This window comes from Enterobacter cloacae complex sp. SHL018 (assembly GCF_049237905.1).
Lineage (GTDB): Bacteria > Pseudomonadota > Gammaproteobacteria > Enterobacterales > Enterobacteriaceae > Enterobacter > Enterobacter hormaechei_C.
In genome coordinates, this window is the sequence record NZ_JBMKJE010000004.1 from 167,366 (window position 1) to 190,281 (window position 22,916).

The following is a 22,916-nucleotide window of genomic DNA, read 5'->3' on the forward strand; positions in this document are numbered from 1 at the left end:
TCCTTTTTACCAGTAGAAGTATTGCATCAGGAAGACCTGATCGCTCGGGTCGCCGGAGGCATTTTTCATATAGAAGCGGCTGTCGGCAGCGGTGGCAAAACGCCCGCCGCCGTACTCGTACCAGATCCCGAACTGCATAAACGAGGTAGTTTTTTCAGCCGCATCGTCCGGACGATGTTTCGCGTAGCTGTAAGCAGTGGAGAGATAAACGCCTTTCAGGGCTTCCACCATGGCGCTGACCATAAATCCGCTCTCCGTGCCGGAGACGTTCTGTCCATCTGCCCGTCCGGTATGATGCCACGCGCGTGCCGCCAGGTTGGGTGTCAAAACGCCTGTTAAAAAGAGCTGGCCTGTACCGTCGGTAATTTCAAGACCGTTCATCCAGGTGACATCTTTCATGATGTCGTACTGAATATAGCCATTCGCCATTGCCGGATAGGTATATTTGTCGTCATAACGATCGTATTTGCCGAAGTGCAGCCAGGCCTTGCTTTCGTCATGGTGACCCGCTGGCGTGGCGGTGACGCTATAGCGCAGGTTGCCGGAGAGGTTTTGCACCTTTAGTGCGTACAAGATGTCGCGGGTGTTGGGGATCACATAACCCAGATCCGGCGTAAAATCGCCCCACCATTGCAGGTCATCGAGAGACGAGTCCTGGCGCAGGCTGAGCATGATCTCGGTGCTGTTATCGGTTTTGTAACCGCCGTAGAAGCGGTTAATCCCACCTTCAAACCCGCCCCAGCTGTGATCGGGCACCCAGGCGTTGCCCTGATGATCCGCCTGTACGGTCCAGCCTTCGCCGTAAATCAGGCCGAACCAGTTCCCCTGTTTTATCTCCAGACCGCCCTCAATATAAGTGCCGTCGCTGTATTTATGTTTATCCTGACCTTCTAAATCCATATACCCACCGACGCCCATCTCGCCATAAAAACGAAATGACGGGGAGGTTATTGCCGGTGTTTTGGTATCGTCATGTTCAGCGGGCCGGGCATCTTCTGCGGCAATAGCAGGGCAGCAGAAAGAGAGGGCAGCGAGTGCCCAAAATGTTTTTTGTTTAATTTTCATAAACTCATCCCAATGAGATAAAATCCATGCCTTTTATTTCAGTTAATATTCGAGGCAGGTGATGCTTCAATTTTTTGTTGTTCTTTTGATAATCCGTTTACGTATTTGCTGTATTTCCACCAGGCAAATCCGAGGAATAAAACAATGCCACCGACGTTATAGAAAATAATCGTCAGAATATTGGCACCGGTAGGGAAAGTGGATGCCACAAAACCAATGGCGAAAATAACAATCAGCATCGACACTATGGTTATACCCGTGGTTCGTGAACCCATCCTGAAATCGCGCGGCAGGTGATCGAGCTTACGACGTAGGTTGAGGTAGGCCAGCATAATAAACAGCGGCGGTAACATTGAGGCTGCGGCGGTCATATTGATGACGGTGTTCATCAGCTCCTGCGCGGTACTGGAGCCCATGGTCGGGATAATCATCAGTGGGATCACAATCAAATACTGGATCCAGGCCGCGCGCGCCGGTACGCCGTTTTCGTTCAGCGCCACGGTTTTCGGACCAAAAATGCCGGTCGGGATCTCCGAGAAAAAGATTTTGACCGGCGTCGCCGTCCACATCAGCAGGGAACCGAACATGGCGGTAAAGGAAACCAGACCGACGAAACGGTTCATCAACACTTCCGGCAGGCCAAACCACACCGCCAGACCGTGGAACACCTGCACCGAACCCCCGGTAAACTTCAACGCTTTGCTGCTGATAAAGACGTTGATCAGTACCGAGGAGATGGAGTACAGCACGCCGGTAAAGATCCCCGCCAGGATGATCACTTTAACGAAAGATTTCGAACCGCCTTTCACATCGTTTACGTACACCGCGACGGATTCCGCGCCCCCGGCAGCCATAAATATCCAGGTGGTAATGCCGAGGAATGCCCAGTTAAAATGCGGGATCATCGCGTCGACGGTAATCGGATCAGCGGGCTGCACCCCACCCATTAGCGCCGCGCCCGCCAGCAGAATGTAAGAGAGCGTCAGCAGCAGCATCAGCGTGGAGGTTACAGACGTAATTGGCCCCAGCATCTTCGCCCCGTTGGTGGAGACCCACGTTGAGAAGGCGAACAGCACCATACTTAGCACCGTTGTGGCAAATGGTGTGAGAATGTACTCATAGCCAAGAAAGGCATAAGAGGCATAGGCAATGACGCGCGGTAATAACGAGGTGAAGAAGAATAAATTCACGAACCAGTATGTATAAGCGGTAATAAATGCCCAGCGCCCGCCGAATGAACTTTTTACCCAGGCATAAACTCCAGCTTCTGAGTTTTTATTCAACGAAACAAACTCAGCGATAATTAAGCAGAACGGGATAAAATAGAACAGGGTTGCTAAAAAGAACATCGGCGCGGAGGCAAGTCCGAGTTCGATATTATTATTGATCACGTTGTTAAAACTAAACACGGCGGCAAAGGTCAGCGACAGCAGGCCGAATTTGCCGATGGTATTGCGTTTGGTGGTTTCAGACATAACGTTTCTCCGGGTAAGAGGCTAGCGGTGCTTCATTGGCACCGCTCGTTTTTTTATTTGTTATGGAAATAACCGTCTTCGATGGTCACATTGAGAATGACTTTTTTGACCGGCTCCTCGCTGATAAAGCGATACGCCTCATGGTTCTCACAAATTACGATCTGCCCCTCGCGCACCTGTTCGGTGGTACCCACGCCTTTCAGGTATTCTCGATCGGTCTCATCGCGGTAACACTCCACTGTCTGAAGCGCATCTTTGGCGGCATATTCAATTTTCTGCGCGCCCTGAAGGTAGTAATGCACCTCGAAATAGCGGCGATGCCCGACAAACAGCGCGTCGGTGCTGGCATCATTGGTCACACGGTAGGCCAGCGAATCGCCAATCGAATGGGCTACGCCGGGCGAGATATTATCGATATTGTTAATGGCTTCTGAGCAGCGCTGCCATTTGCGACCCGTGCGGTAATGCTGTTGAAACTGTTCCAGGCTCTCAAGAACGATCATTTGTCTGCCTCGCTGTGCAAATCCATGGAGAAGAAACCGGTGCCGAATTGCTGGCGTGCCAGCGCCATCGAGGCGATGCGGCCGCCATTGAGCGGGAGCAATGTGAAGCCGTAGCGGAACGGACTGAACCAGACGCGCCAGCTCTCCAGTACCTCACTTCCCCAGGAATTGGAGCCTAAGCCAAGCACCTGGTGGTCAAGATTAAGCGTGATGTCATCGCAGCGGCGCAGTTCGTTGCAGTGCTGTGCGGCGTGAATATTCTCAGCCGTGTAGTGCCAGGCGCTGAAGTGGAGAGGCTGTTGCGGTACGACCAGCACGCCGCTGCCATGACGATCCGCGAGGGAGGCCCAGCGCACCTGCTGACGGTTGCCGTTGTTTTGCGGGAACGGATAATTTTCAAACATCTTATCAACCGTGGTGTGCCACAGGTCGATGGTGCTGGCCTGCTGGCTGTCCGGATAGTTTTCACCCGGCCCTCGCCCGTAGTAGCTCACCTGATCGAAACCGCCGTTGATGCCAAGCGTAAAGCCGATGCACGGAATGATGTGCGGGTACTCGCCGTAGCGCTCACCGCTTAGCTCAACGTTGATTTGCCCGTCGGCGGCGATGCGCCAGCGATAGGTACAGCGCATGCCAAAATCAAACACTGGCGGGGCAATCAGGGTACGGGTGGTGACGATGACCGCATCGTTATGCGGCTCAACCTCGAAACCGCGCAGATGCTCCTGCATGATCTGGAAATGATACGGCTGCCACAGCCCTTCATACTCCTGCTTATGGTTATCAATCATGGGCTTGAAGAAGTTAATCTTCGGCTCACGGGTAAGGTATTCCTCACCGTTCACCTGCCAGGCGCTGAGTTTTCCCGATACTTTAGAGAAGCTCGCGCGGAAGTTATGCCCGGTCACGGTGCAGCTCAGGCGATCTTCCTCCAGACGCAGCGGAGTGGCACTGGTGTTGATAAACGATGTCGGGCGTGCCGTGCGGTCTTTTAACGGGAACTGATACACCGCGATCTCGTGCCCGGCCTCGCTGTAGCGCGTGGGACTGTTTTTGATGATACGTACAGTCAGGAACGCTTCGCGCTCGTCCAGTTCCGGCACGTGCAGACTGACGCTGCGGGAGCTGTTGGGGGCCAACCCGGTGATGTTCAGTGGCTCGCTGTGCAGCGTTTCACCTTCCGCACGCACCTCCGTGAGCAGGGTGTAATCATCCAGGCTGGTGAACCATAAGCGGTTATCAACGTGCAGCTCACCGTTTTGCCAGCGCAGTTTGACCGGGGCGATCACCTGCTTGTACTCACGCAAACCTTGCCCGGGCGTTTGATCGGAGTAGATCAGCCCGTCGAGGCAGAAGTTGTAATTATTGGGGTAATCACCGAAGTCGCCGCCATAGGCGTACCAGATATTGCCGCTGGCGTCTGTTTTCTGAATACCGTGGTCGCACCACTCCCAGACATAATGCCCCTGAATGCAGTCGTGCCGATCGAACACGTTCTGATACTCGGTCAACCCGCCGGGACCGTTGCCCATCGCATGGGCGTATTCGCAGATAATGCGCGGTTTGGCGTGCGGGTATTCGCCAAACAGATTCATCAGCGGTACGCGGGTATACATGGTGGAGATAATGTCCACCACCTCGGCGTCGCGATCTTCTTCGTAGTGAAGCAGGCGAGTATCATCCAGCGCTTTTGCCGCACGGGCCATCGCGCGGATGTTACAGCCGTAGCCGGACTCGTTTCCGAGCGACCAGATGATGATCGACGGATGATTTTTCTGCGCGTGAATATGGCGTTCGATGCGCTCAACGTAGACCGGCTCCCACACCGGATCGTCCGTAATGCGGCTCAGGTCGCCGACGTTGGCGAAGCCGTGAGACTCCACATCCGTTTCAGCCATTACAAACAGGCCGTACAGGTCGCAAAGCTCGTAAAAGCGCGGGTCGTTCGGGTAGTGGGCGGTACGTACCGAGTTGATATTGTGCTGCTTCATCAGGATCAGGTCGCGCTCCACGCGATCCATCCCCACCGCGCGGCCCCTCAGATGATCGTTGTCATGACGATTGACGCCGTGCAGCTTCAGATAACGGTTGTTAACGTAGAACAGGCCGTCTTTCACCTTGATATCCCGAAACCCGATGCGCTGCGGGATGATTTCCAGCGTCTGGCCATGGTTATCTTTTAAAGTCATGACCAGATGATAAAGATCCGGCGATTCAGCGGACCACTGGCGGGGTTGCCTCACCTCAATGCTGAAGGCGGTTTCCGCACGCTCGCTGACGGTCAGGTTGTCGGTTGTTCCCTTGTGCAGCACTGTCTCGCCGTCGTACAGGGTATAATCCAGTTGAACACAGCCAGGGCGTGCTGCAAGGTTTTCCAGCTCAAGCTGACAGAAGAGGGTGGCATCCCGGTATGCCTCGTCGAAGGTGGTTTTAACCGTGAAATCGCGGACATGCGTGAGTGATTTTCCCAGCAGGTAGACGTCGCGGAATATCCCCGCCGTCCACCACATGTCCTGATCCTCAATGTAGGTGGAATCTGCCCACTGCATAACCCGCACGCACAACAGGTTTTGCCCGCTGTGTACCGCATCGCTGATATCAAACTCGGCAGACAGTCGGCTGCCTTTGCTAAAGCCTATATAGCGGCCATTCACGTAGACTTCGAAATAGGTTTCGACGCCGTCAAACTTGATAAGGGTCTGTTTCTCTTGCCAGCTTTCAGAAAGCGTAAACCAGCGCTGGTATGCCCCGGTCGGGTTGTCTGACGGCACCCATGGTACGTCCACCGGGAAAGGAAAGCCTTCGTCGGTGTACTGCAACTGACCGTGACCTTCCATCTGCCACATGCCCGGCACGGTAATATCGCCCCAGTCGGCCATGTATTCTGAGGTAAAGTTTTCCGGGACAAGCAGCGGGTTCGTGAAGAAGCGAAAGTTCCACTTTCCGCTTAGCGACAGAAAGTGGCTGCTGGCTTCACGCGCAAACGTGCGCGCCCGGGAAACGGTGTCATAAGAGAAGAAGTACGCACGTGGCGGGAGCCGGTTTTCATGCGTGAGTTGAATATTTTCCCAGCGATTCATGTGATCTCCCTGTAGGGGTAAAACATCATTGCTGGAGATTTTAGTAAATATTTTACTAAATAAAATCAGTAAAACCGATTTGCTTTAACTCGATCACGAAATTAAAAAAGCCGGGCGTGCCCGGCGGGAGAGTTTACAGGTGGAAATCAGCGGGTGGTGCCGCGCAGCTTCAGTACGCTCGGGACAAAGACCTGAAGCGGTAGCGCGCGGCCATCGCGGGCCTTTTCCAGCAGCAGATTAACGCCCTGGCTGCCCATCATTTCAGAGTGAATGCGCACGGTGGAAAGAGGCGGGAAGGTAAAGCGGGCGGTTGGAATGTCGTTCACGCTGATCAGTGAAATATCTTCCGGGATCGCCAGCCCTTTTTCGTGGATGGCGCGTAACACCCCGATGGCGATGGAATCGGAGGCCACGAACAAGGCGGAAGGCCAGCACTGTTGTGCCAGCATGATTTTTGCCAGTTCATAACCGGACGAGCTGGAAAAACCGCCGCGCCAGATGTCCTGTTCCGATACCACCCCTTTCAGGAGCCCGTACTCCACGAAGGCGGCTTCCCGAATATCAGCCTTGCCTGGCTCATCTTCGCCGCCGATAAAGCCAATCCGCTTAACTCCCTGAGCAATAAAGAAATCCACGATCTGCTTGCTGATGCGCGAAAGGTCAATATCGACAGAATCGTACTCGCTGCCTGGCTCGTGAAAGTCGATAAAACAGACGTTGTCGGTCAACGACATTGCCGCACGTCGAAGCGCAGGGGAGGGTTTGCCTACAATCAACACCCCGGTGAGCTTTTTCAGCTCCGGCAGGGTGGCATTAGCGTAGCAGTTACTCAGTTCGACCCCCAGTTTTTCGCACTGCGTCTCAATGCCGTGGCGAATGGCAAGATAGTAAGGGTCGTTGATCTCCAGTTCCTGCTGGTAGCTGTAGAGCGCCAGAATATGTTGCTGACCGGCAGCGACAGACTGCATTTTACGGGAGGTCGTGCTTTTGTATTCCAGCTTCTCGGCAATCTCCAGAATGCGGTGTTTCGTCTCTTCTTTCACATTCAGCGTCGGGTCATCGTTTAAAACCCGGGATACCGTTGCCAGCGAGACGCCAGCTTCTGTCGCGATGTCTTTCAGCGTTGCCATGTTTGTCCTTATTCCCCACGAGATAGCTTATTGTAAAGGATGCGTTCGGACATGCATTAATTTTTAGTAAATAACATCCCTGTTGCTCTCGCCAGTTACCGTGTTAGTATTTAGTAAAATTTTACCAAGGAGGCAAAAGTGGAAACGGTAGCATACGATGATTTTGCAAAGCTCGAGATCCGCGTGGGGAAGATTGTTGACGTTAAACGTCACGCCAATGCGGACAAGCTCTATATTGCGCAGATAGAGGTGGGAGACAGAACGTTGCAAACCGTCACCAGCCTGGTGCCGTATTACCGGGAAGAGGAGCTGATGGGCAAAACGGTGGTGGTGTTGTGTAACCTGGCAAAGGCTAAAATGCGCGGTGAAACATCTGAATGCATGTTGCTCTGCGCGGAAACCGATGACGCCCGAGAAAGTGTGTTATTAACGCCGGAGCGGGTGATGGCGGCAGGGGTAAGAGTGGTGTGAAAAAGCCGGGTGGCGGCTACGCCTTACCCGGCCTACAAAGCCTCGAACCGCAGGCCGGGTAAACGACAGCGTCACCCGGCAAAAGCACTACAGCACGCTTAGCGCCTTCTCCACCACGTTCTCAACGGTAAAGCCGAAATATGGGAACAGCTTGTCGGCCGGGGCGGATTCACCGTAACCATGCATCCCGACAATTGCCCCTTTCAGGCCCACGTATTTGTACCAGTAGTCGGCAATGCCAGCTTCAACCGCCACGCGCGCCGCGACGTTTGAAGGCAGCACCGATTCGCGGTACGCCTCATCCTGAGCATCAAAGATATCCGTTGAAGGGAGTGAAACCACGCGCACCGCGTGACCCTCGGCGGTCAGTTTCTCCGCCGCTTTTACCGTGATTTCCACCTCGGAACCGGTGGCGATCAGGATCACGTCTGGCTTGCCGCCGCTGTCTTTCAGGATGTACCCGCCGCGGGCGATATTTTTCACCTGCTCCGGCGTGCGCTCGATCTGCGCCAGGTTCTGGCGCGACAGGATCAGCGCCGTGGGTCCGTTATGACGCTCTACGGCCAGCTTCCAGCCCACTGCCGCTTCCACCTGATCGCAAGGACGCCAGGTGCTGAAGTTTGGCGTTAAGCGCAGGCTCGCCAGCTGCTCTACCGCCTGGTGCGTCGGCCCATCTTCACCCAGCCCGATAGAGTCGTGGGTGTACACCATGATTTGCCGCGCCTTCATCAGGGCCGCCATACGCGCCGCGTTACGGGCATATTCGACAAACATCAGGAAGGTGGCGGTGTACGGCACGAAGCCGCCATGGTGGGCGATGCCGTTGGCAATGGCGGTCATCCCGAACTCGCGCACGCCGTAGTGGATGTAGTTCCCGGCAATGTCCTCCTTCAGGGATTTAGAGCCGGACCAGATGGTAAGGTTACTTGGCGCCAGATCCGCCGAGCCGCCCAGCAGTTCGGGCAGGATTGGGCCAATCGCGTTAAGGGTGTTTTGTGATGCCTTACGGGTGGCAATTTTCGCCGGGTTGGATTGCAGGTTTTCAATCAGCGCCTGGGTTTTCTCTTCCCAGTCTTCCGGCAGGCCGCCGCTCATGCGGCGGGTAAACTCAGCCGCCAGCTCCGGATACGCTTTTTTGTAGGCGGCAAACTTCTCGTTCCAGGCCTGCTGCGCTTTTTCACCTGTTTCGCGAGCATCCCAGGCCTTGTAGATCTCTTTTGGGATCTCAAAGGCCGGGTGTTTCCAGCCCAGTTTCTGGCGGGTCAGCGCCACTTCCTCTTCACCCAGCGCCGCGCCGTGCGCCTCCTCTTTGCCCGCTTTGTTCGGCGAGCCGAAGCCGATGGTGGTGCGGCAGATGATCAGGGACGGTTTGTCCTTCACGCTCTGCGCTTCCTGAATCGCTTTTTTCACCGCCTCAGGATTGTGACCGCCGATCTCGTGCACCACGTGCCAGTGATAGGCTTCAAAGCGTTTCGCCGTGTCGTCGGTAAACCAGCCCTCGGTTTCCCCGTCAATGGAGATGCCGTTGTGATCGTAGAAGCCAATCAGCTTGCCCAGCCCCAGGGTGCCCGCCAGAGAACAGACCTCGTGAGAGATCCCCTCCATCAGACAGCCGTCGCCCATAAAGACATAGGTATAGTGATCGACAATCTCGTGGTCGGGCTGGTTGAACTGCGCGGCCAGCGTACGTTCGGCAATCGCCAGGCCAACCGCATTCGCCAGCCCCTGGCCCAGCGGGCCGGTAGTGGTTTCAACGCCCGGCGTATAGCCGATCTCCGGGTGGCCCGGCGTTTTGGAGTGCAGCTGGCGGAAGTTTTTTAATTCCTCAAGCGGCAGATCGTAGCCGGAAAGGTGCAGCAGGCTGTAGAGCAGCATCGAGGCGTGCCCGTTGGAAAGAATAAAACGGTCGCGGTCGTACCAGGTCGGATCGGTAGGGTTGTGCTTCAGGAAGTCGTTCCACAGCACTTCGGCGATATCAGCCATACCCATGGGGGCGCCAGGGTGGCCGGAATTGGCTTTTTGTACGGCATCCATGCTGAGGGCGCGAATGGCGTTGGCGAGCTCTTTACGGGACATAGTTCACTCCGTGGCAAGGTTAAAGTTTGGCGGCGAGAAGATCTTCGAGTTTGCGCTGGTCGACGGCGAACTGACGGATGCCGTCCGCCAGTTTTTCCACGGCCATTGGATCCTGATTGTGCTCCCAGCGGAATTCCGCTTCGGTCATGGGTTTTGGTTTTGGCAGAACGGTGGAGGTTGGCACCAGCTTGCGGATCACCGTCTCTTCACTCTCCTGAAGCTTTTTCAGCAGGTCAGGGGAGATGGTCAGCCGGTCGCAGCCCGCGAGCGCGAGGATCTGCTCGGTGCGGCGGAAGCTGGCCCCCATCACGATGGTCTCGTAGCGGTGCTGCTTGTAATAATCGTAGATATTACGCACCGATTTCACGCCGGGATCTTCGTCCACCACATACGGATCCATCGGCTGTTTCGCCTGATACCAGTCGTAGATACGTCCGACAAACGGTGAAATCAGGAACACGCCCGCTTCGGCGCAGGCACGCGCCTGGGCGAAGGAGAACAGCAGCGTCAGGTTACAGTTGATCCCCTCTTTCTCCAGCACTTCCGCCGCGCGGATGCCTTCCCAGGTGGAGGCAAGCTTGATCAGGATGCGTGATTTATCGATTCCCTGCTCCTGGTAGAGTTCCACCAGGCGGCGAGCCTTGCTAATGCTCTTTTCCTGGTCGAATGAGAGGCGGGCATCCACTTCGGTGGAGACGCGTCCCGGTATGCTTTTAAGAATTTCCGCACCGATATTGACCGCCAGCTTGTCACTGGCTTCGGCGACCTGCTGCTCCTGCGTTTTACCGCGCTGTTTGCCGTAGGCAAGGGCGTCATCAATCAGATGACTAAAGTGCGCAAGACCGGCCGCCTTGAGCAGCAGCGAGGGGTTGGTGGTCGCGTCTTCCGGCTGGTAGTGACGAATCGATTCGATGTCGCCGCTGTCTGCAACCACGGTGGTAAATTGTTTGATGCCGTCTAGCTGGTTCATAATTACTCCTTGGAAATAAAAGAGTTAGTCGAGTGCGTCAGGTCACACTTCTGAGAAAATCATGATGGACTTAACAAAAAAGCATAGCAGACGGGGGAGGCATTGCTGTCTGAGACGGGTAACATGGCTGTTATAAATTGATAACAATTTTTATTCTGCAATGGTGAGAGTTTGGCAGCCTTCAAAGTTTAGGAGCCTGCCTGCGGCGATACTATGCGGCACACCAGGGTGTGCATAGGAACGTCAACATCACCCTTTTTGACCGAAACGTGAAAGGAATAACAAGATGGATGATCAGTTAAAACAAAGCGCTCTCGATTTTCACGAGTTTCCTGTTCCGGGTAAAATCCAGGTATCCCCGACCAAACCGCTGGCGACCCAGCGCGATCTGGCGCTGGCCTACTCGCCAGGCGTAGCTGCCCCGTGCCTTGAAATCGAAAAAGATCCGCTGGCAGCGTACAAATACACCGCCCGTGGCAACCTGGTGGCCGTTATCTCTAACGGTACGGCGGTACTGGGGTTAGGGAACATTGGCGCGCTGGCCGGTAAGCCGGTGATGGAAGGGAAGGGCGTTCTGTTTAAGAAATTTGCCGGTATCGACGTCTTTGATATCGAAGTGGACGAACTGGACCCGGATAAATTCATCAACGTGGTGGCGGCGCTGGAGCCGACCTTCGGCGGCATCAACCTGGAAGACATCAAAGCGCCGGAATGTTTCTATATCGAGCAGAAGCTGCGCGAGCGTATGAACATTCCCGTGTTCCATGACGACCAGCACGGCACGGCGATTATCAGTACCGCCGCCATTCTGAACGGTCTGCGTGTGGTGGAGAAAAACCTCTCCGACGTGCGCATGGTGGTCTCCGGCGCTGGAGCCGCGGCCATCGCTTGTATGAACCTGCTGGTGGCGCTGGGCATGCAGAAACACAACATCGTGGTCTGCGACTCCAAAGGCGTGATTTACAAAGACCGCGAGCCAAACATGGCGGAAACCAAGGCGGCCTATGCGGTGGAAGACGACGGCAAGCGCACGCTAGAAGACGTCATTGAAGGTGCCGACATTTTCCTCGGCTGTTCAGGCCCGAAAGTACTGACCCAGGAAATGGTGCAGAAGATGGCGCGCGCGCCAATGATCCTGGCCCTGGCGAACCCGGAGCCGGAAATTCTGCCGCCGCTGGCGAAGGCAGTGCGTGAAGACGCGATCATCTGTACCGGACGTTCGGACTACCCGAACCAGGTGAACAACGTGCTCTGCTTCCCGTTCATCTTCCGCGGTGCGCTGGACGTTGGCGCTACGGCAATCAACGAAGAGATGAAGCTTGCCGCCGTTCATGCTATCGCAGAGCTGGCGCACGCCGAGCAGAGCGAAGTGGTGGCCTCCGCCTACGGCGATCAGGATCTGAGCTTCGGCCCGGACTACATTATCCCTAAACCATTTGACCCGCGTCTGATCGTGAAGATCGCGCCAGCGGTGGCCAAAGCGGCGATGGACTCTGGCGTGGCGACGCGGCCGATTGAAGATTTCGATGCCTACGTCGATAAACTCACCGAGTTCGTCTACAAAACCAACCTGTTTATGAAGCCGATCTTCTCCCAGGCGCGCGCTGACGCGAAGCGCGTGGTGCTGGCGGAAGGGGAAGAGGCGCGCGTGCTGCATGCCACTCAGGAGCTGATCACCTTAGGGCTGGCGAAACCGATCCTGATTGGTCGTCCGAGCGTGATCGAGATGCGTATTCAGAAGCTGGGCCTGCAAATTAAGCCGGGCGTCGACTTTGAGATCGTCAATAACGAATCCGATCCGCGCTTCAAAGAGTACTGGAACGAATACTATTCGATTATGAAGCGTCGGGGGATCACCCAGGAGCAGGCGCAGCGGGCGGTGATCAGCAACACCACGGTGATCGGCGCGATCATGGTTCACCGCGGTGAGGCGGATGCGCTGATCTGCGGGACCATCGGCGAGTACCATGAGCATTTCAGCGTGGTGCAGGAGATCTTCGGCTATCGCGAGGGTGTCCATACTGCCGGCGCAATGAACGCGCTGCTGCTGCCAAGCGGGAACACCTTTATCGCCGATACCTACGTCAACGACGATCCTTCCCCGGACGAACTGGCGGAAATAACCGTGATGGCGGCGGAAACCGTGCGCCGCTTTGGTATCGAACCGAAAGTGGCGCTGCTGTCGCATTCTAACTTCGGGTCATCCAAATCCGCGGCGGCGTGCAAAATGCGCCAGACGCTGGACCTGGTGCGCGAGCGTGCGCCGGAACTGATGATCGACGGCGAGATGCACGGCGACGCCGCGCTGGTGGAGAGCATTCGTAATGAACGTATGCCGGACAGCCCGCTGAAAGGCTCCGCGAACGTGCTGATTATGCCGAACGTAGAAGCGGCGCGTATCAGCTATAACCTGCTGCGCGTGTCGAGTTCTGAAGGGGTGACCGTAGGGCCAGTGCTGATGGGGGTGTCAAAACCGGTACATGTATTAACGCCGATTGCCTCCGTGCGTCGTATCGTCAACATGGTGGCGCTGGCGGTGGTTGAGGCACAGACGCAGCCGCTGTAATTTTTACCCTCACCCTAACCCTCTCCCAAAGGGAGAGGGAATTTATACTCCCTCTCCCTTTGGGAGAGGGCAGGGGTGAGGGGGTTACACCCAGTCCCGAACCCGAATAAAATCACGCAAGGCAGCCTCCGGGCTGCCTTCTTTGGGTTCAAAGCTGTATTCCCAGCGCACCAGCGGCGGCATCGACATCAGAATGGACTCCGTGCGCCCACCGGTTTGCAGGCCAAACAGCGTCCCGCGATCCCATACCAGGTTAAACTCCACGTAACGCCCGCGGCGGTACAGCTGGAACTCACGCTCGCGAACGCCGTAGTCGGTGTTTTTGCGGCGTTCGACAATCGGCAGATAGGCATCGGTAAAGCCTTCACCCACTGCGCGCATAAAGCTGAACGCGGTATCAAAATCCGGCGTGTTGAGATCGTCAAAGAACAGCCCGCCGATGCCGCGTTGCTCGTCGCGATGCTTCAGATAGAAATAATCATCGCACCACTTTTTGTATTTCGGGTAAACGTCTTCGCCAAACGGCAGGCAGAGGTCGCGCGCGGTGGTGTGCCAGTGCACGGCGTCCTCTTCGAAGCCATAGTAAGGCGTTAAGTCGAAACCGCCGCCAAACCACCAGACCGGATCGGCCCCCGGTTTTTCCGCGATGAAAAAGCGCACGTTGGCGTGGCTGGTTGGCACAAACGGGTTATGCGGATGCACCACCAGCGAGACGCCCATCGCCTCGAAGCTGCGGCCCGCCAGTTCAGGCCGATGCGCCGTGGCGGACGCCGGCATTGCATCACCGTGGACGTGGGAGAAGTTGACCCCGGCCTGTTCAAAAATGCCACCGTTACGCAGCACGCGGCTGCGCCCGCCGCCGCCCGCTTCGCGCTGCCAGGCATCTTCCTGGAATTCACCGCCGTCTGCGGCGGCCAGTTTCTGGCAAATCGCGTCCTGTAGCTGCATCAGGAAAGTTTTGACCAGCTGTGCATTCGGTTTCATCAACGTTTCCTGGAGTGCGCTTTTTGATTATCGAACCAGTTGAAATAACTGATGACCCCGGAGGCGATAGCGTTCGCGATCTTCTGACGAAACGCCGTGGTGCCGAGTAAACGCTCCTCTTCCGGGTTGGTAATGAACGAGGTTTCAACCAGCACGGACGGAATGGACGGGGACTTCAGCACCACAAACGCGGCCTGCTCGGTGCTTTTACTGTGCAGACGGTGCACGGGCTTAATCCGTTTAAGGATATGCGAGCCGAGCGTCAGGCTGTTTTTGATGGTATCGGTCTGTACCAGATCAAACAGAACCTGCTGCAACAGATGGTCTTTGTCGGTGGCTTTTTTCCCGGCCACTTCATCCGCCCGGTTTTCGCGATCGGAGAGGTATTTCGCCATGGCGCTACTGGCGCCACGGTTGGAGAGGGCGAACACCGATGCGCCTGCGGCGGAAGGGTTTGTGAAGCCATCCGCGTGAATGGACATAAACAGGTCAGCGCCGTGCTTATGGGCAATTTCCACGCGATCGTACAGCGGGATAAACGTGTCGCCCGTGCGCGTCAGGCGGGCGTCAATGCCGTTGCTGCGTAAAATTGCGCGCACATTTTTTGCAATTGCCAGCACGACGTGTTTTTCTTTCGACCCGTTTCGGCCAATGGCGCCGGTGTCGATCCCGCCGTGGCCCGGATCGAGCATGACCAGACGCTTTGCCCCGGCTTTTTTGGTTTTCGGCTTGCTGTGTCCGTTACTGGTTTTAAGCGAGCTCTCTTCTTTTGCCTGAGCCTGCTTTGCGATGCCTGTTAACGTTAAGGCCGCCAGCCCCGCTTTGAGAACCTGACGACGCGATGTGAGTGCTTTTAATGGTTTGAATGTGCTCATGCGGCCTGAATTGTAAAAATTGGGGTCCTGGTGTTATATCGTATCGCGTTTTGCGTGACGACATTCCTTATTGAGAATTGTTTTACTTTTCATTTCAATACGTGACAAAGTGACATTATGCCAAATTTTGGCGAGTTTTTCCCCGGTTATTGGCTAAATGCCCTGTTCACGCCATAATCACTGTTTTTAAACCCGAAAAGGCGGTTAATACCATGGAGATACGCGTTTTTCGCCAGGAAGATTTCGAAGAGGTGATCACCCTTTGGGAGCGCTGCGATCTGCTGCGTCCGTGGAACGATCCGGAAATGGACATCGAACGGAAGGTGAATCACGACGTCAGTCTGTTTCTGGTCGCTGAGGTCAACGGCGAGGTGGTCGGGACGGTAATGGGCGGGTACGACGGCCACCGCGGGTCGGCCTACTATCTGGGCGTGCACCCGGAATATCGCGCGCGCGGCATCGCCAACGCGCTGCTTAACCGTCTGGAAAAGAAACTGATCGCCCGTGGCTGCCCGAAAATCCAGATTATGGTGCGGGAAGATAACGACGTGGTGCTGGGCATGTATGAACGTCTGGGCTACGAGCACGCGGATGTACTGACGCTGGGTAAGCGCCTGATCGAAGATGAAGAGTACTGAGTTCCACCCTGGCGACTATGATGTTCACGGTCGTCTGCGTCTGCCTTTTTTATTCTGGTGCGTTCTGCTGTTGCAGGCCCGCACCTGGGTGCTGTTCGTGATGGCTGGCGCGTCACGCGGGCAGGGCGATACGCTACTGAATCTCTTTTATCCCGATCACGATGCGTTCTGGCTGGGGTTACTGCCCGGTGTACCGGCGGTGCTGGCGTTCCTGTGCAGCGGTCGGCGGCAGTTCCTCCCGCGCTTCTGGCGCGCGCTTCGCTGGCTGTTGATTCTGGCGCAGGTTGTGCTCCTGATCTGGCAGCCCGTGCTCTGGCTGTACGGCGAGCCGCTTTCCGGTATCGGGATTGCGCTGGTGGTGGCGGATATTGTCGCGCTGCTGTGGCTGGTCACGAACCCCCGTTTACGCGCCTGTTTTACGCAAGAGTCAGATTAAAACGGCACTTTTTGCCGATACTGCACTCCAACAAGCGTTGATTTATTACGTAAGGACGTCTCAATGAAATCGCTGCGTTTACTTTTATGCGCTCTCCCGCTGGCGTTAACCGGCTGTTCCACGCTCTCATCCATCAACTGGTCTGCGGCCTATCCGTGGAACTGGTTTGGCTCCTCAACGGAAGTGACCGAGCAGGGCGTGGGCAAAATCACCGCCTCGACGGCGCTGGATCAGGATGCCATTCAGGAGGCCATCGGCAGTGATTATCGCCTGCGCAGCGGCATGAAAACCGAGAACGGCAACATCGTGCGCTATTTCGAAGCGTTGAAAGACGACAAGGTGGCGATGGTCATCAACGGCGATAAAGGTACGGTCAACCGCATTGCGGTGATGGATGAAGAGATCCCGACCTCAGGTGGCGTGAAGGTAGGTACGCCGTTTGGCGAACTCTATCAGAAAGCGTTTGGCCACTGCGCCAGCGTGCCGTCGGATGACAGCGTGGCGGTCGAGTGTAAGGCCGACGGCAGCCAGCACATTAGCTATGTATTCAGCGGCACCTGGAACGGTCCGGAAGGGTTAATGCCCTCTGACGACACCCTGAAAAAGTGGAAAGTGAGCAAAATTATCTGGAAGCAGTAATTTGCGCCTGAGCAAGCCGCCTCGCTGAAATCCAGGTATAATAGCCGCCATCAATGCCACGCTGTCGTGGCATCTTTTTTTCAGGAGGAGCGATGTCTCAGGTTCAGAGTGGCATTTTGCCAGAACATTGCCGCGCGGCGATTTGGATTGAAGCCAACGTCAAAGGGGACGTGGATGCCCTGCGCGCGGCCAGCAAAATTTTCGTTGATAAACTGGCCACCTTTCAGGCCAAATTCCCCGAAGCCCATCTGGGCGCGGTGGTTGCCTTTGGCAACACCGTCTGGCGTCAGCTGAGCGGCGGCGAAGGCGCAGAAGAGCTGAAAGACTTTATTCCTTATGGCAAAGGTCTTGCGCCCGCCACCCAGTATGACGTCCTGATTCATATCCTCTCCCTGCGCCATGACGTGAATTTCTCCGTCGCTCAGGCAGCGATTGAGGCCTTTGGTGACAGCATCGACGTGCAGGAAGAGATCCACGGTTTCCGCTGGGTGGAAGAGCGCGATTTGAGCGGCTTCGTCGACGGTACGGAAAACCCGGCCGGGGAAGAGACGCGTCGCGAGGTGGCTGTAATCAAGGATGGCGTGGACGCAGGCGGCAGCTACGTGTTCGTCCAGCGCTGGGAGCATAACCTCAGGCAGCTTAACCGCATGAGCGTGCATGACCAGGAGATGATGATTGGCCGCACCAAAGACGCCAATGAAGAGATTGACGGCGATGCGCGTCCGGTCACGTCCCACCTGACCCGCGTTGACCTTAAAGAAGACGGTAAGGGGCTGAAGATTGTTCGCCAGAGCCTGCCGTACGGCACCGCGAGCGGTACGCACGGCCTGTACTTCTGCGCTTACTGTGCACGCCTCTACAACATCGAACAGCAGCTGCTGAGCATGTTTGGCGATACCGACGGCAAGCGTGACGCCATGCTGCGCTTCACCCGTCCGGTGACCGGCGGCTACTACTTTGCGCCGTCCGTTGAGCGCCTGCTGGCGCTGTAAATCGCTCTCCATTCGCAGGCCGGGTAAGCGTTAGCGCCACCCGGCAATTTCTCCCGCACCCCTTATTCCCTTTTCTGCTTCTAAATCACCAAACGGTATATAAAACCGTTACTCCTTTAGACTCCGTTATAAATATTATGACTATAAGATAGTCATCACATTTATAAGGGTGCGCAATGGCCGTTAATGTACTGAAAAAAGGATCGCTGGCACTGGCAGGTTTACTGCTGGTGGCGCAGGCGCAGGCAACCGAGTTGCTGAACAGTTCTTATGATGTTTCACGCGAGCTGTTTGCCGCCCTTAATCCCGCATTTGAACAGCAGTGGGCGAAAGAGAACAACGGCGACAAGCTGACCATCAAACAGTCGCACGCTGGCTCATCCAAGCAGGCGCTGGCCATTTTGCAGGGGCTGAAAGCGGATGTGGTGACCTACAACCAGGTCACGGACGTGCAGATCCTGCACGACAAAGGCAAGCTGATCCCGGCGGACTGGCAAAGCCGCCTGCCGAACAACAGTTCGCCGTTCTACTCCACCATGGGCTTCCTGGTGCGCAAGGGCAACCCGAAAAACATTCACGACTGGAACGACCTGGTGCGTTCTGACGTCAAGCTGATTTTCCCGAATCCGAAAACCTCCGGCAACGCGCGTTATACCTATCTGGCGGCGTGGGGCGCGGCGGACAAAGCTGACGGTAACGATAAAGCGAAAACCGAACAGTTTATGACCCAGTTCCTGAAAAATGTCGAAGTGTTTGACACCGGCGGCCGGGGCGCAACCACCACTTTCGCCGAGCGCGGGCTGGGCGATGTGCTGATCAGCTTTGAATCCGAAGTGAACAATATTCGTAAACAGTACGAAGCGCAGGGCTTCGAAGTGGTTATCCCGAAAACCAACGTTCTGGCCGAGTTCCCGGTGGCGTGGGTGGATAAAAACGTCAAAGCCAACGGCACAGAGAAAGCGGCAAAAGCCTATCTCAACTATCTGTACAGCCCGCAGGCGCAGACGGTGATTACTGACTATTACTACCGCGTTAATAATCCGGACGTGATGAACAAGCTGAAAGACAAATTCCCGCAGACCGAGCTGTTCCGCGTGGAAGATCATTTCGGCGCCTGGCCTGAGGTGATGAAAACGCATTTTGCCAGCGGCGGTGAGTTAGACAAATTGCTGGCGGCGGGGCGTAAGTAATGTTTGCAGGATCAACAAGACGTGTGCTGCCGGGTTTTACCTTAAGCCTCGGGACCAGCCTGCTGTTCGTCTGTCTGATTTTATTGTTACCGCTCAGCGCTCTGGTGATGCAGCTCGCTGAGATGAGCTGGTCCCAGTACTGGGAAGTGGTCACCAATCCGCAGGTGGTGGCGGCCTACAAAGTGACGCTGCTTTCGGCGTTTGTGGCCTCGATTTTTAACGGCGTGTTTGGCCTGCTGATGGCGTGGATCTTAACCCGCTACCGCTTTCCGGGGCGTACGCTGCTTGACGCGCTGATGGATCTGCCGTTTGCGCTGCCTACTGCGGTGGCCGGTTTGACGCTGGCGTCGCTGTTCTCGGTGAACGGGTTTTACGGCGAATGGCTGGCGAAGTTTGATATTAAAGTGACCTATACCTGGCTCGGTATCGCGGTGGCGATGGCCTTTACCAGCATCCCGTTTGTGGTACGTACCGTGCAGCCGGTGCTGGAAGAGTTAGGCCCCGAATACGAAGAGGCCGCGGAAACCCTGGGCGCCACGCGCTGGCAGAGTTTCCGTAAGGTTGTGCTGCCGGAACTTTCTCCGGCCTTGCTGGCGGGGGTGGCGCTTTCCTTTACCCGCAGCCTCGGTGAATTTGGCGCGGTCATTTTTATCGCCGGGAACATCGCGTGGAAAACCGAAGTGACCTCGCTGATGATTTTTGTCCGTTTGCAGGAGTTTGATTATCCGGCGGCGAGCGCGATTGCCTCGGTGATCCTTGCCGCGTCGCTGCTGCTACTGTTTTCGATTAACACTCTGCAAAGTCGCTTTGGTCGACGTGTGGTAGGTCACTGATGGCGGAAGTTACGCAATTGAAGCGCTATGACGCGCCCCGCATCAACTGGGGCAAATGGTTTCTGATTGGTACCGGCGTGCTGGTCTCCGCATTCATTCTCGTCGTGCCGATGGTGTACATCTTCGTGCAGGCCTTCAGCAAAGGGATTATGCCCGCGCTGCAAAACCTGGCCGATCCGGACATGCTCCACGCCATCTGGCTGACGGTGATGATTGCCCTCATCACCGTCCCGGTGAATCTGGTGTTTGGCGTATTGCTGGCCTGGCTGGTAACGCGCTTTAACTTCCCGGGGCGTCAGCTGTTGCTGACCCTGCTGGATATCCCGTTTGCGGTGTCTCCGGTGGTAGCGGGTCTGGTTTATCTGCTCTTCTACGGCTCCAATGGCCCGCTGGGCGGCTGGCTGGATGAGCACGACCTGCAAATCATGTTCGCCTGGCCGGGGATGGTGCTGGTGACCGTCTTTGTCACCTGTCCGTTCGTGGTGCGCGAGCTGGTGCCGGTGATGCTCAGCCAGGGCAGCCATGAAGATGAAGCCGCGGTGCTGCTCGGCGCTTCCGGCTGGCAGATGTTCCGCCGCGTCACGCTGCCGAATATCCGCTGGGCACTGCTTTACGGCGTGGTGCTGACCAACGCCCGTGCGATCGGTGAGTTTGGCGCGGTGTCGGTGGTATCCGGCTCGATTCGCGGCGAAACCCTGTCGCTGCCGTTACAGATTGAATTACTGGAACAGGACTACAACACCGTCGGTTCCTTTACTGCCGCAGCGTTGCTGACGCTGATGGCGATTTTGACCCTGTTTTTGAAGAGTGTGGTGCAGTGGCGTTTAGAGAATCAGGAAAAACGTCAGCATCAGGAGGGAAATCATGAGCATTGAGATTGCCAATATTAAGAAGTCTTTTGGTCGCACCCAGGTGCTGAATGATATCTCGCTGGATATCCCTTCCGGACAAATGGTGGCGCTGCTGGGGCCGTCTGGCTCCGGTAAAACCACGCTGCTGCGTATTATCGCCGGGCTTGAACACCAGACCAGCGGACATATTCGCTTCCACGGTACGGACGTTAGCCGCCTGCACGCCCGCGACCGTAAAGTGGGCTTTGTATTTCAGCATTATGCGCTGTTCCGCCACATGACGGTATTCGACAACATCGCGTTTGGCCTGACCGTGCTGCCGCGTCGTGAACGTCCAGATGCCGCCGCCATCAAAGCGAAAGTGACCAAACTGCTGGAGATGGTGCAGCTTGCGCATCTGGCGGACCGCTTCCCGGCTCAACTTTCCGGCGGGCAGAAGCAGCGCGTGGCGCTGGCGCGTGCGTTAGCCGTTGAACCGCAAATCCTGCTGCTGGACGAACCGTTTGGCGCGCTGGATGCACAGGTGCGAAAAGAGCTGCGCCGCTGGCTGCGTCAGCTGCATGAGGAACTCCAGTTCACCAGCGTTTTCGTGACCCACGATCAGGAAGAGGCGATGGAAGTGGCCGATCGCGTGGTGGTGATGAGTCAGGGCAACATTGAGCAGGTTGACGAGCCAGAGCAGCTCTGGCGTGAACCGGCGACCCGCTTTGTGCTGGAGTTTATGGGGGAAGTAAACCGCCTTCAGGGCACCATTCGCGGCGGTCAGTTCCACGTTGGCGCGCACCGCTGGCCGCTGGGGTATACCTCCGCGCATCAGGGGCCGGTGGATCTGTTCCTGCGTCCGTGGGAAGTGGACGTCAGCCGCCGTACCAGCCTGGATTCACCGCTTCCGGTGCAGGTGCTGGAAGCTAGCCCTAAAGGGCACTACACCCAATTAGTGGTACAGCCCCTGGGCTGGTACACCGAGCCGTTGACCGTGGTTATGCGTGACGACGTGCCGCCGTACCGGGGGGAGCGCCTGTTTGTCGGGCTGCAACACGCGCGCATTTATCACGGTAACGAGCGCATTGAGACGCGCGAGGATATTGCTCTGGCGGAGTCAGCCTGATAGGTTATTAGTATGTTTATCGCCCGGTGGCGCTGCGCCGACCGGGCCTACAGTTATCACTGCGTCTTGTAGGCCGGGTAAGCTAAGCGCCACCCGGCTTTTTTATTGAGTAAAAATCGTGAATACACTCGAACACACCATCGGCAACACCCCTCTGGTCAAGCTTCAGCGCATGGGGCCCGATAACGGCAGCGAAATCTGGGTCAAACTCGAAGGCAATAACCCGGCGGGGTCGGTGAAAGACCGGGCGGCACTGTCGATGATTGTCCAGGCCGAGAAGCGCGGTGAAATTAAGCCAGGCGACGTGCTCATTGAGGCCACCAGCGGAAATACCGGTATCGCGCTGGCAATGATTGCCGCCCTGAAAGGCTACCGCATGAAGCTGCTGATGCCGGATAACATGAGCCAGGAGCGCCGGGCCGCCATGCGCGCCTATGGAGCCGAGCTGATTCTGGTGAGCAAAGAGCAGGGGATGGAAGGGGCGCGAGATTTAGCGTTAGCGATGGCGGAGCGCGGGGAAGGCAAGCTCCTCGACCAGTTCAACAACCCGGACAACCCGTACGCGCACTACACCACCACCGGCCCGGAAATCTGGCACCAAACCGACGGGCGCATCACCCACTTTGTCTCCAGCATGGGGACCACGGGCACGATCACCGGTGTGTCACGCTTTCTGCGCGAACAGGAGAAGCCGGTGACGATTGTCGGCCTGCAACCGGAAGAGGGGAGCAGTATTCCGGGCATCCGCCGCTGGCCGGCGGAGTATATGCCGGGCATCTTTAATGCGCAGCTTGTGGACCAGGTGCTGGATATTCATCAGCGCGAGGCGGAAAATACCATGCGTGAGCTGGCCGTGCGTGAAGGTATCTTCTGCGGCGTCAGCTCTGGCGGTGCCGTAGCGGGTGCGATCCGGGTGGCTGAGTCCACGCCGAGGGCGGTGGTCGTAGCGATTATTTGCGATCGCGGCGACCGTTATCTGTCTACCGGCGTCTTTGGTGAAGAGAGTTATTCGCAGGGGGCGGGGATTTAAGCGT

At 56.3% G+C, this 22,916-nt stretch carries 20 protein-coding genes; 11 read left to right on the forward strand and 9 right to left on the reverse strand.

Going from position 1 to position 22,916, the window contains the following annotated elements; all coding sequences use genetic code 11:
- Positions 1-6: 6 nt before the first annotated feature.
- The 5 genes from ygjJ to ebgR form a co-directional block, all read right to left on the reverse strand.
- A complete protein-coding gene (ygjJ, locus tag ACOTY5_RS16390) occupies positions 7-1,065 on the reverse strand; it encodes a protein YgjJ (protein WP_017692955.1) in 1,059 nt (352 codons plus the stop codon).
- A gap of 38 nt (positions 1,066-1,103) precedes the next feature.
- On the reverse strand, positions 1,104-2,540 hold the full coding sequence (locus ACOTY5_RS16395; RefSeq protein WP_421631975.1) for an amino acid permease: 1,437 nt from the start codon (positions 2,538-2,540) through the stop codon (positions 1,104-1,106).
- A gap of 53 nt (positions 2,541-2,593) precedes the next feature.
- Entirely contained in the window at positions 2,594-3,043 is a 450-nt protein-coding gene (locus ACOTY5_RS16400) for a beta-galactosidase subunit beta (protein WP_015572213.1), read from the reverse strand.
- Entirely contained in the window at positions 3,040-6,123 is a 3,084-nt protein-coding gene (ebgA, locus tag ACOTY5_RS16405) for a beta-galactosidase subunit alpha (RefSeq protein ID WP_045141734.1), read from the reverse strand. The genes ACOTY5_RS16400 and ebgA overlap by 4 nt, the downstream gene beginning before the upstream one ends.
- 146 nt (positions 6,124-6,269) lie before the next feature.
- Positions 6,270-7,253, reverse strand: a complete 984-nt coding sequence (gene ebgR, locus ACOTY5_RS16410) for a transcriptional regulator EbgR (protein ID WP_015572215.1) — start codon at positions 7,251-7,253, stop codon at positions 6,270-6,272.
- Between the two features lie 138 nt (positions 7,254-7,391).
- Here ebgR and ACOTY5_RS16415 point away from each other — a divergent pair, with 138 nt between their 5' ends.
- The gene (locus tag ACOTY5_RS16415) at positions 7,392-7,724 is read left to right on the forward strand and encodes a tRNA-binding protein (protein ID WP_017383485.1); all 333 of its coding nucleotides are present in this window, start codon (positions 7,392-7,394) and stop codon (positions 7,722-7,724) included.
- Between the two features lie 87 nt (positions 7,725-7,811).
- Here ACOTY5_RS16415 and tkt read toward each other — a convergent pair whose 3' ends face one another.
- Positions 7,812-9,800: a transketolase gene (gene tkt, locus ACOTY5_RS16420; protein WP_045141733.1), complete on the reverse strand. Its 1,989-nt coding sequence runs from the start codon at positions 9,798-9,800 to the stop codon at positions 7,812-7,814.
- A 19-nt stretch (positions 9,801-9,819) separates the two neighbouring features.
- On the reverse strand, positions 9,820-10,770 hold the full coding sequence (tal, locus tag ACOTY5_RS16425; RefSeq protein ID WP_015572217.1) for a transaldolase: 951 nt from the start codon (positions 10,768-10,770) through the stop codon (positions 9,820-9,822).
- Between the two features lie 286 nt (positions 10,771-11,056).
- On the opposite strand from tal, the gene maeB reads away from it, so the two are divergent.
- Entirely contained in the window at positions 11,057-13,336 is a 2,280-nt protein-coding gene (gene maeB / locus ACOTY5_RS16430; protein ID WP_023295115.1) for an NADP-dependent oxaloacetate-decarboxylating malate dehydrogenase, read from the forward strand.
- Between the two features lie 84 nt (positions 13,337-13,420).
- Here maeB and hemF read toward each other — a convergent pair whose 3' ends face one another.
- Positions 13,421-14,320, reverse strand: coding sequence for an oxygen-dependent coproporphyrinogen oxidase (gene hemF, locus ACOTY5_RS16435; RefSeq protein WP_023295114.1), 900 nt, complete (start codon positions 14,318-14,320; stop codon positions 13,421-13,423).
- On the reverse strand, positions 14,320-15,195 hold the full coding sequence (gene amiA / locus ACOTY5_RS16440; protein WP_015572219.1) for an N-acetylmuramoyl-L-alanine amidase AmiA: 876 nt from the start codon (positions 15,193-15,195) through the stop codon (positions 14,320-14,322). The genes hemF and amiA overlap by 1 nt, the downstream gene beginning before the upstream one ends.
- 212 nt (positions 15,196-15,407) lie before the next feature.
- On the opposite strand from amiA, the gene ACOTY5_RS16445 reads away from it, so the two are divergent.
- The 9 genes from ACOTY5_RS16445 to cysM all read left to right on the forward strand — a co-directional run bounded on the left by ACOTY5_RS16445 (position 15,408) and on the right by cysM (position 22,912).
- Positions 15,408-15,833: a GNAT family acetyltransferase gene (locus ACOTY5_RS16445; RefSeq protein ID WP_003861292.1), complete on the forward strand. Its 426-nt coding sequence runs from the start codon at positions 15,408-15,410 to the stop codon at positions 15,831-15,833.
- The gene (locus ACOTY5_RS16450; RefSeq protein ID WP_023304181.1) at positions 15,820-16,269 is read left to right on the forward strand and encodes a DUF2919 domain-containing protein; all 450 of its coding nucleotides are present in this window, start codon (positions 15,820-15,822) and stop codon (positions 16,267-16,269) included. The genes ACOTY5_RS16445 and ACOTY5_RS16450 overlap by 14 nt, the downstream gene beginning before the upstream one ends.
- Positions 16,270-16,332: 63 nt before the next feature.
- Positions 16,333-16,908 (forward strand): RpoE-regulated lipoprotein, encoded by a 576-nt coding sequence (locus ACOTY5_RS16455; RefSeq protein WP_015572220.1) that lies wholly within the window; start codon positions 16,333-16,335, stop codon positions 16,906-16,908.
- 92 nt (positions 16,909-17,000) lie between these two features.
- Positions 17,001-17,900 carry a Dyp-type peroxidase gene (locus ACOTY5_RS16460; RefSeq protein ID WP_017383480.1) on the forward strand — a complete coding sequence of 300 codons (900 nt, stop codon included), beginning with the start codon at positions 17,001-17,003 and terminating at the stop codon, positions 17,898-17,900.
- A gap of 176 nt (positions 17,901-18,076) precedes the next feature.
- Complete coding sequence (locus tag ACOTY5_RS16465) at positions 18,077-19,090, forward strand: sulfate ABC transporter substrate-binding protein (RefSeq protein ID WP_045141732.1); 1,014 nt, start codon at positions 18,077-18,079, stop codon at positions 19,088-19,090.
- Positions 19,090-19,923 (forward strand): sulfate/thiosulfate ABC transporter permease CysT, encoded by an 834-nt coding sequence (cysT, locus tag ACOTY5_RS16470; RefSeq protein ID WP_003861303.1) that lies wholly within the window; start codon positions 19,090-19,092, stop codon positions 19,921-19,923. The genes ACOTY5_RS16465 and cysT overlap by 1 nt, the downstream gene beginning before the upstream one ends.
- Positions 19,923-20,798 (forward strand): sulfate/thiosulfate ABC transporter permease CysW, encoded by an 876-nt coding sequence (cysW, locus tag ACOTY5_RS16475; protein WP_003861305.1) that lies wholly within the window; start codon positions 19,923-19,925, stop codon positions 20,796-20,798. Before cysT ends, cysW begins: the two co-directional genes overlap by 1 nt.
- Positions 20,788-21,882, forward strand: a complete 1,095-nt coding sequence (cysA, locus tag ACOTY5_RS16480; RefSeq protein WP_017692966.1) for a sulfate/thiosulfate ABC transporter ATP-binding protein CysA — start codon at positions 20,788-20,790, stop codon at positions 21,880-21,882. The genes cysW and cysA overlap by 11 nt, the downstream gene beginning before the upstream one ends.
- A 118-nt stretch (positions 21,883-22,000) precedes the next feature.
- Entirely contained in the window at positions 22,001-22,912 is a 912-nt protein-coding gene (gene cysM, locus ACOTY5_RS16485; RefSeq protein WP_421631976.1) for a cysteine synthase CysM, read from the forward strand.
- Positions 22,913-22,916 lie beyond the last annotated feature (4 nt).

Coding starts and splice junctions, on each gene's coding strand:
- tal (WP_015572217.1), bottom strand. CDS start 10,770: ATGAACCAGCTAGACGGCATCAAACAATTTACCACCGTGGTTGCAGAC.
- amiA (WP_015572219.1), bottom strand. CDS start 15,195: ATGAGCACATTCAAACCATTAAAAGCACTCACATCGCGTCGTCAGGTT.
- maeB (WP_023295115.1), top strand. CDS start 11,057: ATGGATGATCAGTTAAAACAAAGCGCTCTCGATTTTCACGAGTTTCCT.
- ACOTY5_RS16445 (WP_003861292.1), top strand. CDS start 15,408: ATGGAGATACGCGTTTTTCGCCAGGAAGATTTCGAAGAGGTGATCACC.
- ebgR (WP_015572215.1), bottom strand. CDS start 7,253: ATGGCAACGCTGAAAGACATCGCGACAGAAGCTGGCGTCTCGCTGGCA.
- hemF (WP_023295114.1), bottom strand. CDS start 14,320: ATGAAACCGAATGCACAGCTGGTCAAAACTTTCCTGATGCAGCTACAG.
- cysT (WP_003861303.1), top strand. CDS start 19,090: ATGTTTGCAGGATCAACAAGACGTGTGCTGCCGGGTTTTACCTTAAGC.
- ebgA (WP_045141734.1), bottom strand. CDS start 6,123: ATGAATCGCTGGGAAAATATTCAACTCACGCATGAAAACCGGCTCCCG.
- ACOTY5_RS16455 (WP_015572220.1), top strand. CDS start 16,333: ATGAAATCGCTGCGTTTACTTTTATGCGCTCTCCCGCTGGCGTTAACC.
- ACOTY5_RS16465 (WP_045141732.1), top strand. CDS start 18,077: ATGGCCGTTAATGTACTGAAAAAAGGATCGCTGGCACTGGCAGGTTTA.
- ACOTY5_RS16460 (WP_017383480.1), top strand. CDS start 17,001: ATGTCTCAGGTTCAGAGTGGCATTTTGCCAGAACATTGCCGCGCGGCG.
- cysW (WP_003861305.1), top strand. CDS start 19,923: ATGGCGGAAGTTACGCAATTGAAGCGCTATGACGCGCCCCGCATCAAC.
- ACOTY5_RS16450 (WP_023304181.1), top strand. CDS start 15,820: ATGAAGAGTACTGAGTTCCACCCTGGCGACTATGATGTTCACGGTCGT.
- tkt (WP_045141733.1), bottom strand. CDS start 9,800: ATGTCCCGTAAAGAGCTCGCCAACGCCATTCGCGCCCTCAGCATGGAT.
- ACOTY5_RS16395 (WP_421631975.1), bottom strand. CDS start 2,540: ATGTCTGAAACCACCAAACGCAATACCATCGGCAAATTCGGCCTGCTG.
- cysA (WP_017692966.1), top strand. CDS start 20,788: ATGAGCATTGAGATTGCCAATATTAAGAAGTCTTTTGGTCGCACCCAG.
- ACOTY5_RS16400 (WP_015572213.1), bottom strand. CDS start 3,043: ATGATCGTTCTTGAGAGCCTGGAACAGTTTCAACAGCATTACCGCACG.
- ygjJ (WP_017692955.1), bottom strand. CDS start 1,065: ATGAAAATTAAACAAAAAACATTTTGGGCACTCGCTGCCCTCTCTTTC.